This is a genomic window from Paenibacillus sp. FW507-14B1B (genome assembly GCF_058781425.1).
Genome location: NZ_JBYSWS010000001.1, coordinates 122,676 through 139,181, shown reverse-complemented (window position 1 = coordinate 139,181; position 16,506 = coordinate 122,676). Strand labels below are relative to the sequence as shown.

Below are 16,506 nucleotides of genomic sequence, written 5' to 3'. Positions count from 1 at the left end.
GAACTTGAATTATATTATCCTTCAAGCTGCCTCCCCTGCTTCCGATACTCGGAAGGTGACATACCCGTTTTAGCTCGGAATAATCGCGTAAAATAAGTCGCATTTTCAAAACCCAAATGATCAGCAACCAAATATATCGGTAAATCGGTGTAAAGCATCTGTTTCATCGCTTCCTCCATCTTCATTTGCAAGAAAAACTGCTGTGGTGGCATCCCTGTCTCACGTTTGAATAAGCGGCACAAGTAATTGGGAGACAGGTGAACAAACTGAGACATCTCCTGCAGTGAAACATTACGGTGTACATTTGCTTGGAAAAGCTGCTTCAGTCGGGCTACAACATGGAAAGCTTTCTCACCTCTATCGGCATCGCTCCCGCCGCGCATCCTCAGAAGCACATCTATCGTTCGAAACATGAGATCTATCAATGTTATTACCCTTCTGTTTAACGAATCTTTCGACTTTTGTGCATCGATAACATTTTGAAAGCCATCCACAAGAAGAGGCTGAAGCGTTACCGGGATATGCAGTGGAATAGGCTGTTTAACAAACTCTTCATCAAGTGTAATTAGTTCTGTAAAGCTCATTGTTAATGGTTCTCCGATTTCATCAAGCAACAAAAAGGTGGATTCATAATTTGAAAGTGGTTGGTCCTCACTAGCATAAAACTGATGTGGTACATTCGGATCGATGACATAAAGCATTCCTTCCTTCGCTTCCGTAAACGTCTCGCCAACTTGAAAACGTCCCTCACCTTCGGTGATAAACATGAGATGAAAGACCGGGTGGCTGTGTAAACCGGTGATCCTTCCTTTTCTACCGCTAATATGACGGGTGCTAATAAAATCAACAGCAATATTGTGATTGCCTGCTTTTAGCCTAAGATCCATTGTTGAGTTCCTCCTGCCTAACTCCCTGCTTACATAGGTACAACAAGTCACTATTAGTTTACATAATTTTCTTTATGTTGATTTCTTAGCTTTTACAATCAGAAAATGAGGATTCGTCATTAACCTCTCATACCACTTTCGTCTATACCTCCAATCCATTCTATACACTGAGGAATGATATCAGCATAGTCATTTAGTGTTTGAATAGTCTTTATCACTTCTCTTGTTCCAAGTTGTTGTTCCGAGTCATCCGTGCTTTCCAGCCCAAGAGAACGCCTCATGTTATACGCTAGCCATTCTAGTTTCCCTTGGAAACCACAATTCAGAACAGCCAGCCAGTTATCCGAAGCTTTCCCTCCATGATTCAGATAGGTGCGAATGACACAGCAGAATGCATCTTCACTTAGATTTCCGGATTCAAAACCTGACCAATATAATGCCACGTCAATCAGTTCCAATGTTGGATTGGTTAGTCCTGCTGATTCCCAGTCAATAATCGAAGGCCCCTTGTTTTTGTCCCATAACACATTCTTTTGATCTAAATCTCGATGACTGATAACACGATTGTTCATTAGTAATTTAGCTGAGGCGTCAGCTAGCTTATCCCAGTAGTAAAGCTTATCTAGATGATCTAACAACAAAGATGACCATTCTAGATTATCGCTATTTCCTTTTAGGGCATATTCATTCCAATCAACACGATCTGTATCTGTAACTGGTTTATTATCATCTAGACTGCAAATTAAGAGCTGCGAAAAATCGAATTTATGAATCTTCGCCAGTGTTTCTCCTATCGCTATGCAACAATCCATGTCAACGTTCCCCGTAGGTAATGTCTTGCCTTGAATCCATGGAAACAGCAAATAGTATTGCCCCTCAACTTCATGAATACAACTGCCTTTAGAGATGATAGCCGGAAGAGCATTTATTCCATTTTGGAGCGCCAAATTAGCAACCTTTTCCGAAAAAATATAGTTATTCATGGCTGTTTCACGCTTCATAATCTGTGGATTAAGAGCCTTCACAGCATATTCGACTTTATCGGTTTTCAATTGATACATTCTATGTAAAAAACCGCCGTGTACTTGTTCTGGTTCAGTTGTTAACTGTCCAAGATTGTACTTTTCACAAAGCTTACTAAAATTTATACGATAAGATGAATTGTCCATCGTTGAATCATCCTCTTGGTTGTATGACATTAATACTAGGTTAACTCATTCAATGCTGCTATTAAATCTATTAAAATATAAAGATTAAAATATAGACGATACCTACAATTAGCGTAATTAGCGAAGCGATATGTTCGTTGGACTCCCTGATAAATTTCCAGTAGAGAAACGAATTATATCCGAACCCAATAACGATTATAATTAACCACAACCATTTCATATTATCGTTATCAGTAATATCAATGGTAAATATAGCCGTGAATGCAATTGCTGAGATAATAATACCTCCAGCATAATATAATTTTACTCCATCCGTATCAGAAATCTTATCAGCATCTTTGGGTACAATCTTTACACGAAGTATCCACTGAATGACAATAATTACGAATGGAAATATCGTAATTTCTGGACTCATACGATACACCTCCTTGGTTAAATACACCTCTAATTATAGTAAACACCCGAACCTTGGCAGAAGTTAGGGTTTCATTCAGATTACATCTTGGGAAACATAAAATAAGCAGACTACCTTAGTAGCCTGCTCATCTCCAATATATGAGTTATCTAATTATACCTTCAGCCCATGTTTCGACCTAGCAATCTCAGTCGCTTTAACCATGTTACGTAGAGCATCAACCGTTTCTTCGAGTCCACGTGTCTTCAGTCCGCAATCCGGATTAATCCAGAATAGCTTCGGATCAAGTACTCGAAGGGCACGTTCGATCATACTTGTCATTTCTTCGACTCTAGGAACACGAGGACTATGGATATCGTATACACCGAGTCCAATACCAAGCTTGTAAGTGTTCACTTCGAAGCTATGAATCAACTCACCATGGCTACGCGAAGTTTCTATCGATATGACATCAGCATCCATCGCCTCGATGGAGTCAATCATGTCATGAAACTCACAGTAACACATATGGGTGTGAATTTGTGTCGTGTCTTGTACCGTACAAGTGGTCATACGGAATGCCTTCACAGCCCACGCCAAGTATTCAGCTTGCTCCTCTTCTTTTAATGGCAATCCTTCACGAACTGCAGGTTCATCAACCTGAATCATGCCAATACCAGCACTTTCAAGTGCCTCTACTTCTTGTCTAAGTGCATAGGCCAATTGATAAGCAATTTGCTCGCGTGAAATATCATCGCGGACGAAGGACCAGTTCATAATGGTGATTGGGCCTGTAAGCATTCCTTTGACCGGGTGCTTGGTCTGCGATTGAGCATATTTGGTTTCTTTAACCGTCATCGCTTCATCAAATGCTACATCTCCAAAAATAATTGGTGGTTTCACGCAACGAGAACCGTATGATTGCACCCAGCCGAACTGTGTGAATGCGAAACCTTCAAGCTTCTCACCGAAAAATTCAACCATATCTGTACGCTCGAACTCACCATGAACTAGTACATCGATCCCAATCTCTTCTTGTAATTTGATCCAAATATCGATCTGTTCATTAATAAATCCTTCATACTGCTCATGATTCCATTCGCCCTTACGCCAGAGTTGACGTGCCTTACGCACCTCAGCTGATTGTGGGAAGCTACCGATTGTCGTTGTAGGTAGAATCGGTAATTGCCATTTCTTCTGTTGAGCGATGTGACGCTCAGCGAAAGGACGGGAACGTTTCGGGTCCTGAATACTTATCACAGCAACAGCTTCTTGAACATCATTACGATTGCGAGCTCCTGATTGCTTCAGTTTCTCAAGAGCCTGATCGCACTGTTCTAATTCTACAGCAATTGAACTTACACCTGTAGAGACTGCTTTTGTCAAAAGGATAATTTCATCCAGCTTCTCATCAGCAAATGCGAGTGCACCCTTCAATTCAGGCAAGAGCTTCGCCTCATTACGAACGGTTACCGGAACATGAAGTAAACTACATGAAGATTGAACAATCAGTCGGTCTGGCGTTACGAATCCCGATAGTTGTTCAAGTATCGTTAATTTCTCACGAAGAGATGCTTTCCAAATGCCACGTCCATCAATGATCCCTGCACCCAAGACTTTGTCAGACGGAAAACCTTGTGCTTGGATTGATGAAATATTACCTGATAAGCCATGGACGAAATCTAACCCGATCCCTTTTACAGGGAGGTTAATGACGTCACTGTAATTCTCAACCGATTCGAAGTAAGTTTGCAACATGATGTTCAGCGAAGGAGCTGCTGCAGCAAACGTATCATATACTTTCTTGAGTGCATTTAGATCCTCATCACTCAATTTGGTTACAAGAATAGGCTCATCGATCTGTACCCACTGAACTCCTTCCTGTTCCAATTCTTGAAGAATCTGTACATAGAGAGGTAATAGATGATCAATCCAAGCTGCTGTCTCGGATGGTTCGTATCCTTTGGACAATTTCAAAAATGTCAACGGTCCAACAAGAACGGGCTTTCCCTCAATACCTAGTTCTTCCTTCGCTTCTCTATAAGCTGCAAGGGGTCTATTCTCTGTAAGAACAGGAGTCGCCCCATCTAACTCAGGTACAATATAGTGATAATTAGTGTTGAACCACTTGGTCATCTCACTCGCTGTTGCTTCCTTGGTTCCTCGGGCGATCCCGTAATATATAGACAATGGAACACGCCCACCTTCATAAGCAAAACGCTTAGGGACAATTCCAAACATAGTAGCTGTATCAAGAATATGATCATAATAGCTAAAATCATTGACGGCGATCAGATCAATGCCTTTCTTCTGTTGCTTACGTAAATGATTAAGCCGAATCTCCTTCAGCTTCTCATGTAACACAGATTCTTCAATCTTTCCAGACCAAAATGCTTCAAGCGCCTTCTTCCATTCACGCTCCGCTCCGATACGCGGATATCCCAAAACACTGCTCTTTACCATCCTCGAACACTCCCATACGAATTGTTACAAGAAAGATATCATGAACAGCTTGGTATAGGGTAACTCGAATAAACTATATCTAGTTATAGCCAACAGCTATAACTAACCCAAAACTTGCTTCTCTATACGAAAAAACAACTCAAATCATTGAGTTGTTTTTCATGAACTATTATTTTCTTCTCAATATTTCGTCCTTTTGGACTACAACCCATTGCTGTTCAGGTGATATTTCGATGGTATCCATGGATGCCACGTCGAGTTGAATGATACGATTGACACCTTCTCCTTCGAACATATTCCCTCGAATCACAACATCCTGACTTTGAGTCAAACTTATGGCATGATGCTCATTAGCACTAGATAAGTTGTTCACCCTAACGATCTTGTTATCTACAAACTGTATCCCTTGTGTATCCTTCACATCAAACAGCGTATTGTCTAACATCAGAAACGAATTCCCTTCAATCCTAATGTTACGATGAACAGGACCAGCATACTCCGTGTTCTCCGGGGCAATGTAGATAACAGGCCCTCCGTTCTCAATGAACCGATTATTCTTAATACTTACATCCGTAACCATCCCAGATTCATACCAGCTTTGGGCATCGTCCGCAATTAGAATTGCGCTCATATGCATTTTGTTAAACGTATTGTTCTCAATCCGAACAGTTCCACGTGTAGAAACCAACACCCCCCTGGTTGGGACTGACTCAAAGGTACATCCGGAAATCTTCACATTAGGTGTCCATGTTACATTTTCTACAACATCATGATTAAGTTTAATCGAGTTAGGAGCTTCTTTATCCATTGTAATAAGAATATCTGTATCGTTGATTCGGCTCACTCCTGTAATTGTAGCGCTTTCATAAGGAAGCAAGGTTGAACCTTGGATAAAATCAATTTTATCTTCTACTAAGAAAGCATCAAACCCCCAGCTCTCGGAATGCATAAATCGAACTTTAATCTGATTAGCGGCTGGCTTTTCAATAATTCTTAGATGTGTACCATGAATATTAATCGGGTCGTCATGTGCACCAAAAAAATTAGAATCCGTGACATAAATATCACCTTTGCACCCCGAAAACTGCATAAAATCAGCCATTGAGGCATTCGTTCGCCCGCTTCCTTCTCGGGGGCTGAAATTTAATCTCACAAATTCGAGATTCTCACTATACTGACTAACGATGCCTAATCCCGGGGCTGCATAGACATTAACATCTGTCCATCTTACATCCTTGCATCGATGTATATAAGCACCTTGTTCAAAACGTATTGTGTTACGGATCTGATAAACTTGTCCAACTTGAGCACTGTGATCTGGACTTCCTACGTAATTTAAACGTATTGTTCTATTTCCAAGATCCTCTACAATAGTAGCATTTGAAACCGGATTCCAACTCCGCCAAGTTCTCTTGTTAGCCGGGTTATACTGTTGTGCCATACTTGCAGATGTCTGACTGTGACTCCAACCATTCTCACCGATCCAAGTTAATCTACCGTCGCTTATCGTATACCAGGAATCAGGATGAACGGATGCTTCAATATAATCATCACCAATAGCGGTTACAGTGATCTCCGACATCACGGGACGGTTAAAGTCAATATTGATATTATGTAGATGAACACTAGTGACATGATCAAATGCGATAGGTGTCATCAGGCCATGAAACATTAGCGTTGAGCCATTTCCTTGAATCATGATATTATCCATATCCTTAAACAATAATCCGATTGTTCGAAGTGCTTCTGGCGTATCCGCCCGTGATGTCGTATTCGAAATATAATAAGGCAATCTTTCGGCGGTTATAGACTGAAAATCATATATCCCATTCGGAATATTTAATATTACAGGCTTCACAGCTTGTTTAGCGTCATCTATTGCTTGCCTAAAAGCTTGGCTGGCATCCATTCCTGAATTTGCAATTGCTCCATAATCTGAGATGTCGATAATGGTTCCTCTGCTCATGTATCACCCTCCTATCGTTGCATTCCAAAAGATTGTTACATTACTATTTAAAATAGCATTTATAAGTTTGGAATGGAATGACAAAATTGATCTAGAGTCGAACATGAATATAAGCGAAATATCATGCGTTTATCTAAATTATTTCATCAAGCGTGTGTATACCACTAATCTTTTATTATGCTCACGCTTATTACGATCAAACTTCCCTGCACAGGTAATTAAATTCAATTGCTCAAGATTAGTATCCCCAAATATTTTATCTAAAGGCGCTTCAGAAGTAAGATAACTTTCAACAGCAACCACCCTGAATACAAGATATTTCCCGTCCTCATTAGATATTACTACTGGATCACCTGGTTTAACTCGTTTAAGAGGGTGAAATATTGCAGGTCCTGTATAACTGTCTAAATGCCCTGCCATAAGAGCATTCCCTTGTTCGCCTGGCATAACTCCATTAACAAATACACCTGCTATATTACTTGACTTAGGTACATCCATTTGACCATTATCTAGCAGTCCGACAGGCTCTACAGGAGCCTTAATTCCAACAGATGGAATCCATACTTGATTAGGAATGATGGGTTCAGGTCGAGGTAAATCATGTGTAGGTTCTGAAATCTTTTTAACTGGTTCTTTATCCCCATCATCTTCCTTAACTTGAAGTATGGGATTCATATCATGAGAAGATTTATGCTGACAACCACACAGCAATAGGAGGATAATTACAAAGTTGATTATGAGTTGTCGTCGTTTCATATGAGCATCACCTTTTCTATAAATCGAAAAGAGGAAAAATTAATTTTCCTCTTTTCATGTAATTTTCTACTCGCTTACGCCACCATATCCACTTTTCGGAAGTGCTTTTGGTTTAATACTTTTGGAGTGCAGTTTGTGTTCCTTTGCTTTTTTCATATGCATTTTGTGCGCTTTAGCTTTATGCTCTTTCATGTGCATTTTGTGCTCTTTAGCGTGCGTTTTGTGTTCAACTGGTGCTGCACCTGCTACTGTTGCTGATGCCGTAAGAATCATACACGCGGACAATACTGAGAACACTATTTTTTTCATTTTTCTATTCCTCCTCTGTTGTTTTTCCCCAGACCTTAATATCTGCTTTTTCCTCTGGAGTATTTGTGGAAATTAATTCTGAGCATAAAAAAAGCTGCATATCATGCGACACAAAGAAAAATCGATTTAATCATATCCACCTTCTGCAACAGGAAGAGATCGGTATGCTTCTTTTTGCTCGACTATTTGCATGATGTATTCTCGTAGTGCGAGTAACTGATTCGCATCACTTGTTGTTTCACAGTGTTTATCCGACCAATTGATAATTTTAAAGTTACCATCAACCGTAATGCGCCACTCGTCTACATTAAAGGGAGTTTTAGTACAATTTTGTTGGGAAGAGATTAAGTCTTGCGTACCCATCACATTAATTTCACTCATTTTATTGTAAATTTTACGTTTCTCCTCGGGATCAAGAGTAATATTTGCCGTTACAGTTCCGTTTACAATCAAATCTTTTGTTACGGTCCCATCGTATGTATTAATTTCATTTTTATTCATTTCACCGTATCCGAAGCTAACAGTAAAATTGAAATCCTCCGGCATGGTTTCAGGCATTATAAGTTCATATTGTTGAACAGAACCTTCCCTTTTTTGTGAATTCGGTTGACAGCCAGTGATAACAATCAGTATCGTAAATAGCACAATAAATAACTTCTGCAACTCAACCATCTCCTATCGGCTTATTCAACATATATATTGATTTTAACATATTTTTCAAATTTTCTATAAAAAAAAGTCCCGCTACGAGTAGCAGGTCTTCAAAGATTAGTGTGAAACTGTATATTCTTCCAGTTCAGAGGCTGGATCAAATTTTTCTTTGCTCATAGCAAAAGCAGCCAACAAAGCAATGACAGCCGGAATAATCGCCCAAGCGAAGGTTTGAACAAGTGATGAGGACAATCCTTCTGTGATTTTATCTAGAATTGGCGTAGGAATTTGTCCCCTACTATCCGGTGTCAATATTTTACTTGGATCGCTTAGATCTACCCCATCCGGCACTGGACGGCCACTGCTAAACATAGACGATAATTTATTCGTAAACAGATGACTTTGAATAATACCGAATACGGTAATTCCAAGCGTCATACCAAGCTCACGCGTAAAACTAAGTGTTGAACTTGCTGATCCGCGCTGTTTTGCCGAGAATCCATGAATGGCAGCGTTACTAAGTACTGAGAAAGAGGACCCTATTCCAAGACCGACTAGAATCATAAAGATTGTTACCATAAAACGTGAGGAATCCGTCCTTAACGTACTGAGCATTGCCATACCGAGAACCAATAATACCAACGTCGATATCATGATAGAACGATAATTAAATCGATTAAGTAGGAACCCACCACCCGCTGCCGTAACCACGGATCCGAGCATCATCGGAAGGAGAACAAGCCCCGAACTTGTAGCAGAGCCTCCAAATACACCTTGTATATAGATTGGAATATAGACAGATGCTGTAATAAAAGCCGCACCGCTAAAAATGGCCATTACATTACTAGAGGAGTAGAGGCGATTCTTGAACATGCCGAAGGTAATAATAGGTTCTTCCACTCGGCGCTCAATGAACACAAAAGCAACGATGAACACTACAAAAGCTGAGAACAATCCAATAATCATACTGGAATTCCAAGCATATTCTTTACCACCTAGTTCAATCGCAAACATCAAACAAAGGATCGAAGCCACTAGTGTAAATGCACCCAAATAGTCGATTTTTTCCTTGGAGTGCTCTACAGACTCTTTGTAAAAGAAAGCGATCATAACGAATGCAATAAGACCTACCGGCAAATTGATATAGAATATCCACTTCCAATGGATATAATCCGTTATATAAGCTCCAATAAGAGGGCCAAAAATACTAGATATTCCATATGCAGCACCGAATAATCCGCCGATCTTCCCCCGTTTCTCGGGAGCTACTACATCGAACATGATGGTAAAGGCTATTGGAACAAGTGCTCCGCCACCAATACCTTGAATTGCACGATAAATACTCAACTGTACAATGGACTCTGCTGTTCCACATAGCGCAGAACCGATCATAAATACGATGATCCCGAATATAAAGAAGCGTTTACGACCATACATATCGGATAATTTACCGAAAATCGGCATACCAGCCATTTCTGCTACCATATATGCAGACGTTACCCACATAAGTTTATCGAAACCGCCCAAGTCTCCAACAATCGTGCCAATCGCTGTTGCTGTAATGGTGTTATCCATCGAAGCCATTAACGTAGCTAGCAGCAGCGCAGCAATTATAATACCTATGTTATTTTCCTTTACCTTCACTTAGTTGTTTCCCCCACATCAATCAATTGATTTCTATAGCCCTTCTGCTAAAATTCTTCTCAAAAACTTGCCTGTATAGGAAGCTGATACTTGTGCTACATCTTCTGGTGTCCCCACAGCTACAAGATTACCTCCTGCTGCTCCGCCTTCAGGACCGATATCAATGACCCAATCAGATTCTCGAATCAGTTCTAGACTATGCTCGACAACCATAACGGTATTTCCCGAATCGACCAGCTTATTGAGTAAAATATGAAGTTGCTTGATATCAGATGGATGAAGTCCCGTTGTAGGCTCATCTAATAGATAAAGTGTATGGTTTTTGGATGGTTTACTCAGCTCTTTAGCGAGGTGAATACGCTGTCCTTCCCCACCAGATAAGGTTTTGACCGATTGACCCCACTGAAGATAACCAAGCCCAACCTCACATAACATTTCGATAATACCTGCGATTTTGGACTCTGACTTGAGGACATCAAAACTTTCCTGCACCGACATATTCAGCAGATCTGAAATGGAATATCCTTGGAACTTCACTTGCAAGACCTCATCCGTAAACCTTCTGCCTCTGCAATCGTGACACTTCACCTCCAGATCAGGCATGAAGTTCATATCGACAGATAATACGCCGAGTCCTTGACATGTTTCACAGCGGCCACCTGGTGTGTTGAATGAGAAATATTTAGCTGTAAGCTTTCTTTTCTTAGCTTCAGGTAACCCAGCAAATAGTTGTCTCAGATGTGTAAATACATCTGTATATGTCGCAACATTAGAGCGCTGAATTCTTCCTATTGGCGATTGATCGAAGATCACAATATTTCCTACTTGATCTAAACCCGTAATCTCCTTACAACCCAGCTGCTCTTGTCCATGCGAGATCCCTTTGGCTAGAACATCGAATACTAACGTAGATTTTCCTGAACCTGAAACTCCTGTTACGGATACGAGACAGCCTAACGGAATTGATAGTGTATGAATATTAACATTCCGAATATGTGCTTCGTGAATCGTAATAAACTGTCCGTTGCCTTTTCTACGAATGCGGGCGGGAACTGACATATTCTCTTCTCTCAGATATGCACCCGTTATGGAAAGCTCACTCGCCATCAGGTCTTCCAAGCATCCTTCACCCACAACAGTTCCTCCATTTAATCCAGCACCTGGTCCCATGTCGATTACATGATCAGCAGCACGCATCATTTCGATATCATGCTCGATGACAAGCACCGTATTTCCCATATCACGTAATTCCTTGAGTACTCGTATGAGGCCAACAGTATCCCGCGGATGTAGCCCCGTTGTAGGTTCATCAAGAATATAAAGAACACCCGTCAAGCCAGAACCAAGCAGTGATGCAAGACGTAAGCGCTGTGCTTCTCCACCAGACAGTGATACTGTCTGCCTATTCATGGATAGATAACCAAGTCCCACATCAATAATCCGTTTTAGACGTTCAGGCATGTCATCAAGAATCGGTCGAAGTAAATGTAACCCTCCTGGCGGCAACATGGATTCTAAGCTTTGGGTCCACCTGTATACGTCGCTCAGTGACCAGTCACATACTTCAATGATGGATGCACCAGCTACCTGTACAAGTCGCACCTCATTCTTCAAGCGTGTTCCGAGACACTCCGGACATAACTGTTCACGGAAGAAGCCCCCGTCCTTCTCTTGAGCTGAACTCTCGCCTTCCTTCTCTTTGTAGCGCCGCCACAAACCAGGAATGACCCCTTCGAACTTCGTTCCTTGAATAGGTCTGATATCAGGATAATGGCTCTTGAATACTTCACTCTCCACACCGTAGTACAACAAATCACGCTGCACCTGACCGAAATCTTTCAAGGGCTGATCTGGATCGAATTCGAAACCAAAATGCTTTCCAGCCGCTGCTAGAATACGAATTTGGATATCACGATGGACCCCATTCAGGGAAGCAACTCCCCCTTCCTTCAAGCTCAGCTCATGATTGAAGACCGCATCTTCATTAATTGTTGCCAGATGACCTAGACCACTACAAGATTCACAAGCTCCTTCCGGTTTATTGAAAGAAAAATGTGACATCCCTAATTGCTCTAGTTCTGCCCCACAATGCGGACAGCCTATTGTCTGAAACTCGAATTCTTCATCGTCGTCAATTAATGCACCCGCTGGTTCATATGTTGGTTGAATACTCTCCTTACAGTATGGGCAAGTCCGCTCCCCCAGTCTCGAATAAATAAACCGAACAAAAGTATAAATATCTGTCACGGTCCCGACTGTAGACCGCGGATTACGGTTAGTGACATGCTGTCCAACACTAATTGAAGGAGATAGTCCTTGAATGGAATCAAGCTTCGGTTTTCCGATAGTATCGGATGACATTCTCATGGAATCCATATACTGTCTCTGACATTCCCGCTGAAGTGTGTCCATAGCCAGCGTCGATTTACCCGATCCAGATGGGCCTGTTAGAACAACAAGCTTATACTTAGGAATCGAAAGGGAGACATTTTTCAAATTGTTCTCACGTGCACCCTTAATAACAATGCTCTCATTCATGAACCATATCCTCCTCGCCTAAAACTCCAGCTAATTCTTGTCTTTACGTCGTGGTTTCGATACAATAAATCAGACGATAATTTGATAACAAAGTATCTTTTTATTCAAATATCTCGATGATCAAGATATTAAATAGCTTAGAAGGAGGTTACCCTTTTGTCAAGCAATGAAAAAAATCACACTACAGACCAACAAGAACAATTTGTTTCACTAATGCGTGGCTTAGGTACTCGAATTATCTTACATCAGCAAAATGTAGCTGCCTCTCTCGGGTTATACAATAATGACTTGATCTCGGTAGATATTCTACGCGAGACTGGTCCAATTACTGCCGGAGAACTTTCGAAACATACCGGACTTGCTACAGGTAGCGTTACTGCATTAGTTGATCGACTAGAGAAAAATGGTTATGTTCGTAGAGAGAACGATCCGAGTGACCGCCGCAGGGTTATTATCGTTCCTCAATATGAAGAAAAAGAAGAAATCATAAATACGTACGTACCGCTGCATAATGCAATGGTAAATCTGATTTCCTCATATTCGCCTGAAGAGCTCGATCTTATAACACAATTTTTGGGGAAAGCTGGTTCAGTTTTGGAAGATCAGATTCAACATTTAAGTTCTACGGCACAGAGCAAGCCCTCCACCTGATTATTAGTAAAAATAAAAAAGGACGGCATCTGTTGAGTCAATGACTCGACGGATGCCATCTCTTTTATTCTTATTCCCTTAATACACTAATTCTTATATAAACTGCTTAGGTATTGTTTCATATAGAACATATTAAATATACCGATCAAGATCAGGATAAATGGAATGCATAACATGGCATGACCGATTCCCGGCATATAACGAACAATCGTTCCCCAAGGAGCACCAAGCAATTGGGGAAGCATTAATATAAACCCTGTAGGCACAACAATATAACTAGTAAAGTATAGTAAAAAAAGCATGATGAAGTGGTGACTTCCTCTAAGATTAACTTTTCTTTTTTTATATAAGTTAAGTTTGTACAATGACCAGATTATCCAGATAACCAACAAGGTTAACACAACTAATAAGTGTTTTTCTATGTTATTAACGGTTGGAGAAGGAGTACTACCTGAATAAATTGCACCGTTAGAAACAATGTTCATAATGTTCATGGAAAGAAGCGAATACACATTACCATAAAATGTCGTTGTTAGAGCATCATTTGTATTCATAAGTATAACTAATCCCATTCCCCGTTCAGGTAGTATTATCATGTCAGAGTGAAAGTTCTCAGCATCTCCGCTGTGGGATAAATATTTGTAATCTGTAAACCATCCCATTCCATAGGGGAAGACAGATGAACTGAGGTGCATTTGCTTTATACCTTTTGAGGATAACAAGGAATGCTTCTTATATTGTCCGTCGTTTAATTGAGCAATAAGATAATGAGACATATCTTCAGCGGAAGAGATTAAGTATCCAGCCGGTATTAAAGAACGATTCACTTGTGGATCCGTAATTTTTCTTACGCCAAAAATTGATTGATATCCGCTAGCAAGCCCTTTGTTCTTCGCATCTTTTTTAAAGATGTAACTGTTATACATTTCTAAAGGGGTATATATGTAATTTTTTATATAATCACTATAACTTAGCCCTGAGACTCGCTCTACGATCTCTCCTAAAATCATATAATTCAAATTCGAATATTGAAACGTTGTCCCTACCGGCTTAGTCCGTTTCAGACTATTATTTTTTTGTACAAACTCTTGAAGTGTAATGTCATCGTCATCTATCATTCTTCGACCTTCATAGGTAGGTATACCACTTGTCTGATTAAGTAGATGACGAACAGTAACTGCCCGTTCCCCTTCAGGTTGTTCTAACTTTAACCAGGGTAAATAAGTTTCAGCAGGTCGATCTAAATCTATTTCACCTTGCTCTACTAACTGCATAATTGCAAGTGCGGTAAATGATTTACTAAGTGACCCAAGAATAAAAGGTGTTTGAGGCGCAACTCGATTTCCAGCATTATCTGCTAAGCCATAACCTTTAAGATAAATGATTTGACGATTCTTTATGATGCCGAGTGAAAGTCCTGGAATATTGTATTTTTCCATTTCTTTGGTAATCAATTGATCGACTTTATTTGTATCAATACCACTAGCAGCAACTTTAACAATTGTTGAAGGAAAGAGAAGGATTAACATAATAACAATAATATGTAGTAGAGCTATAAATCTCTTTTTCATTTGAATATTGATAATTGAGCTACCAGGATCATCGTGATCTTATTATCATCGAGTACGAATTCAATTATCCGATCATTCTCCTTATCAATATATCCTTTTATACCTAAATCATCTTGCTGACGAGTATAAAAATGAAGTCCATATTCCTCATATATTCTTTCCTCTCGGTCACCGATTTTCAATTCCTTAGATGTCAAACTCCCAGCTTTCAAAGTATAGGAAGTAACCTTATCACTTAGCAAAACATATTGATAATCAGCATATTCTAATATTGTTTCTCCAGTGACAAGTTTGCCTTTGCTCTGAGGTTCACCTCGCTCCTTAACCACTTCATTTATCGGTGAATTCAACACCTTAAGTCCTCCTGTTTCATTACTAAGGTCTGTACTCTGTACGCGATCGATGAAATCTAAAGGTGACGATGTTGTGGCTGGCTTTGTACTGCAAGATACTAGAATTATTAACATACAAAGGATCACAAATAACATTTTCATTGTTCCATCCTCCTCAAGTAACTGTCCCTTAACCTTAATTGGTCCAAAACTTGAAAAAGGTTCTGTACATCCATGTAGTTTTTTACAACTTCGGATAATTCTTAACATAATTCAAAAATCGTTTAGTGGCTGGCGACATCTGGCGCATAGAATTCACCGCAATCCCAAGAGAACGCAGACAAGGCTCTTTTAAGGGTAACAATTGAATTTTTCGCTTCTGACCTCGAAGCACCAATTCTGGAAGAATACTAATCCCCAGTCCTTTCTCTACCATAGCCATAATCGCATAGTCATCACCCACCGTATATTTAATATCCGGTTTAATCTGCATATTCTCCAAGATCCGATTCACATCATCATCTGAGCCCTTACTCGGCATTATAAAAGGTTCATTCGCAATCTGAGATAAGTCGATAACCGTTTGAGAGCTAAGCTTATGATCTAATGGTAATAGAACTAACATAGGGTCCTGATGAAGAGGAATAACATCGAATGTTTCCCAAGTCGGAAGTGATAGAAAGCCACAATCGATTTTCCCTTCGGCAATCCACTGCTCAATCTCCCTATAATCTCCCTCATCCAATCGAATTTCGATCTGGGGATAATCCTTTTGAAAATCTTGAATGATTCCTGGTAACCAGTGAACACCGACACTTGTAAAAGTTCCAATATGTACGGTTCCTAGCTCAATTCCATGAATAGAAGCGACCTGCTGTTCCAAATGCTCATTCCACTTCAATATTTCACGAACTGTCTTAAGCACTTCTTCCCCATTGGTCGTTAGTTGAACTCCGGAACGGCTTCGAGTGAGCAATAGAAATCCGAATTCTTCTTCAAGACTATTCATGATATGGCTAACACCAGACTGCGTAAATCCCATGACTTCAGCAGCCTTGGTTAAACTTCGAAGCTCTACAACCTTCATGAACACTTTGTATTTATTAATACTCAAACTGTGATCCTCCCTCACAACATTTACATTAGTTTTTCTCATGTATATTATTACAAACATT

Annotated in this window: 14 protein-coding genes; 1 reads left to right on the top strand and 13 read right to left on the bottom strand. The window is 40.2% G+C overall.

Features of this window, described 5'->3' with window-relative positions:
- Positions 1-14: 14 nt before the first annotated feature.
- The 10 genes from AC3WJJ_RS00595 to uvrA form a co-directional block, all read right to left on the bottom strand.
- Positions 15-887 carry a helix-turn-helix domain-containing protein gene (locus AC3WJJ_RS00595; protein WP_492537055.1) on the bottom strand — a complete coding sequence of 291 codons (873 nt, stop codon included), beginning with the start codon at positions 885-887 and terminating at the stop codon, positions 15-17.
- Between the two features lie 119 nt (positions 888-1,006).
- A complete protein-coding gene (locus AC3WJJ_RS00590; RefSeq protein WP_492537053.1) occupies positions 1,007-2,056 on the bottom strand; it encodes an aminoglycoside phosphotransferase family protein in 1,050 nt (349 codons plus the stop codon).
- A 70-nt stretch (positions 2,057-2,126) separates the two neighbouring features.
- Positions 2,127-2,471, bottom strand: coding sequence for a hypothetical protein (locus AC3WJJ_RS00585; protein ID WP_492537051.1), 345 nt, complete (start codon positions 2,469-2,471; stop codon positions 2,127-2,129).
- A gap of 153 nt (positions 2,472-2,624) precedes the next feature.
- The gene (gene metE / locus AC3WJJ_RS00580) at positions 2,625-4,913 is read right to left on the bottom strand and encodes a 5-methyltetrahydropteroyltriglutamate--homocysteine S-methyltransferase (protein ID WP_492537049.1); all 2,289 of its coding nucleotides are present in this window, start codon (positions 4,911-4,913) and stop codon (positions 2,625-2,627) included.
- A 169-nt stretch (positions 4,914-5,082) separates the two neighbouring features.
- Positions 5,083-6,879, bottom strand: coding sequence for a right-handed parallel beta-helix repeat-containing protein (locus AC3WJJ_RS00575; RefSeq protein WP_492537047.1), 1,797 nt, complete (start codon positions 6,877-6,879; stop codon positions 5,083-5,085).
- Between the two features lie 138 nt (positions 6,880-7,017).
- Positions 7,018-7,635, bottom strand: a complete 618-nt coding sequence (locus tag AC3WJJ_RS00570; protein ID WP_492537045.1) for a class F sortase — start codon at positions 7,633-7,635, stop codon at positions 7,018-7,020.
- Positions 7,636-7,701: 66 nt separating this feature from the next.
- Complete coding sequence (locus tag AC3WJJ_RS00565) at positions 7,702-7,944, bottom strand: hypothetical protein (protein ID WP_492537043.1); 243 nt, start codon at positions 7,942-7,944, stop codon at positions 7,702-7,704.
- A gap of 126 nt (positions 7,945-8,070) precedes the next feature.
- Positions 8,071-8,607, bottom strand: coding sequence for a hypothetical protein (locus tag AC3WJJ_RS00560; protein WP_492537041.1), 537 nt, complete (start codon positions 8,605-8,607; stop codon positions 8,071-8,073).
- 105 nt (positions 8,608-8,712) lie between these two features.
- Complete coding sequence (locus AC3WJJ_RS00555; RefSeq protein WP_492537040.1) at positions 8,713-10,239, bottom strand: MDR family MFS transporter; 1,527 nt, start codon at positions 10,237-10,239, stop codon at positions 8,713-8,715.
- 33 nt (positions 10,240-10,272) lie between these two features.
- Positions 10,273-12,777: an excinuclease ABC subunit UvrA gene (gene uvrA, locus AC3WJJ_RS00550; protein WP_492537038.1), complete on the bottom strand. Its 2,505-nt coding sequence runs from the start codon at positions 12,775-12,777 to the stop codon at positions 10,273-10,275.
- Between the two features lie 213 nt (positions 12,778-12,990).
- Between uvrA and AC3WJJ_RS00545 the strand changes: the two genes are divergently transcribed.
- On the top strand, positions 12,991-13,428 hold the full coding sequence (locus AC3WJJ_RS00545) for a MarR family winged helix-turn-helix transcriptional regulator (protein WP_492539523.1): 438 nt from the start codon (positions 12,991-12,993) through the stop codon (positions 13,426-13,428).
- A gap of 86 nt (positions 13,429-13,514) precedes the next feature.
- On the opposite strand, the gene AC3WJJ_RS00540 is transcribed toward AC3WJJ_RS00545, so the two are convergent.
- The 3 genes from AC3WJJ_RS00540 to AC3WJJ_RS00530 form a co-directional block, all read right to left on the bottom strand.
- The gene (locus tag AC3WJJ_RS00540; protein ID WP_492537036.1) at positions 13,515-14,999 is read right to left on the bottom strand and encodes a serine hydrolase domain-containing protein; all 1,485 of its coding nucleotides are present in this window, start codon (positions 14,997-14,999) and stop codon (positions 13,515-13,517) included.
- On the bottom strand, positions 14,996-15,493 hold the full coding sequence (locus AC3WJJ_RS00535; protein WP_492537034.1) for a hypothetical protein: 498 nt from the start codon (positions 15,491-15,493) through the stop codon (positions 14,996-14,998). The genes AC3WJJ_RS00540 and AC3WJJ_RS00535 overlap by 4 nt, the downstream gene beginning before the upstream one ends.
- An 82-nt stretch (positions 15,494-15,575) precedes the next feature.
- A complete protein-coding gene (locus AC3WJJ_RS00530; protein ID WP_492537032.1) occupies positions 15,576-16,445 on the bottom strand; it encodes a LysR family transcriptional regulator in 870 nt (289 codons plus the stop codon).
- Between the last annotated feature and the right edge of the window lie 61 nt (positions 16,446-16,506).

Bases quoted from the DNA above. Each gene is read 5' to 3' on its own strand.
- metE (WP_492537049.1), bottom strand. From the start codon at position 4,913: ATGGTAAAGAGCAGTGTTTTGGGATATCCGCGTATCGGAGCGGAGCGT.
- AC3WJJ_RS00545 (WP_492539523.1), top strand. From the start codon at position 12,991: ATGCGTGGCTTAGGTACTCGAATTATCTTACATCAGCAAAATGTAGCT.
- AC3WJJ_RS00565 (WP_492537043.1), bottom strand. From the start codon at position 7,944: ATGAAAAAAATAGTGTTCTCAGTATTGTCCGCGTGTATGATTCTTACG.
- AC3WJJ_RS00595 (WP_492537055.1), bottom strand. From the start codon at position 887: ATGGATCTTAGGCTAAAAGCAGGCAATCACAATATTGCTGTTGATTTT.
- AC3WJJ_RS00540 (WP_492537036.1), bottom strand. From the start codon at position 14,999: ATGAAAAAGAGATTTATAGCTCTACTACATATTATTGTTATTATGTTA.
- uvrA (WP_492537038.1), bottom strand. From the start codon at position 12,777: ATGAATGAGAGCATTGTTATTAAGGGTGCACGTGAGAACAATTTGAAA.
- AC3WJJ_RS00570 (WP_492537045.1), bottom strand. From the start codon at position 7,635: ATGAAACGACGACAACTCATAATCAACTTTGTAATTATCCTCCTATTG.
- AC3WJJ_RS00535 (WP_492537034.1), bottom strand. From the start codon at position 15,493: ATGAAAATGTTATTTGTGATCCTTTGTATGTTAATAATTCTAGTATCT.
- AC3WJJ_RS00590 (WP_492537053.1), bottom strand. From the start codon at position 2,056: ATGGACAATTCATCTTATCGTATAAATTTTAGTAAGCTTTGTGAAAAG.
- AC3WJJ_RS00575 (WP_492537047.1), bottom strand. From the start codon at position 6,879: ATGAGCAGAGGAACCATTATCGACATCTCAGATTATGGAGCAATTGCA.
- AC3WJJ_RS00585 (WP_492537051.1), bottom strand. From the start codon at position 2,471: ATGAGTCCAGAAATTACGATATTTCCATTCGTAATTATTGTCATTCAG.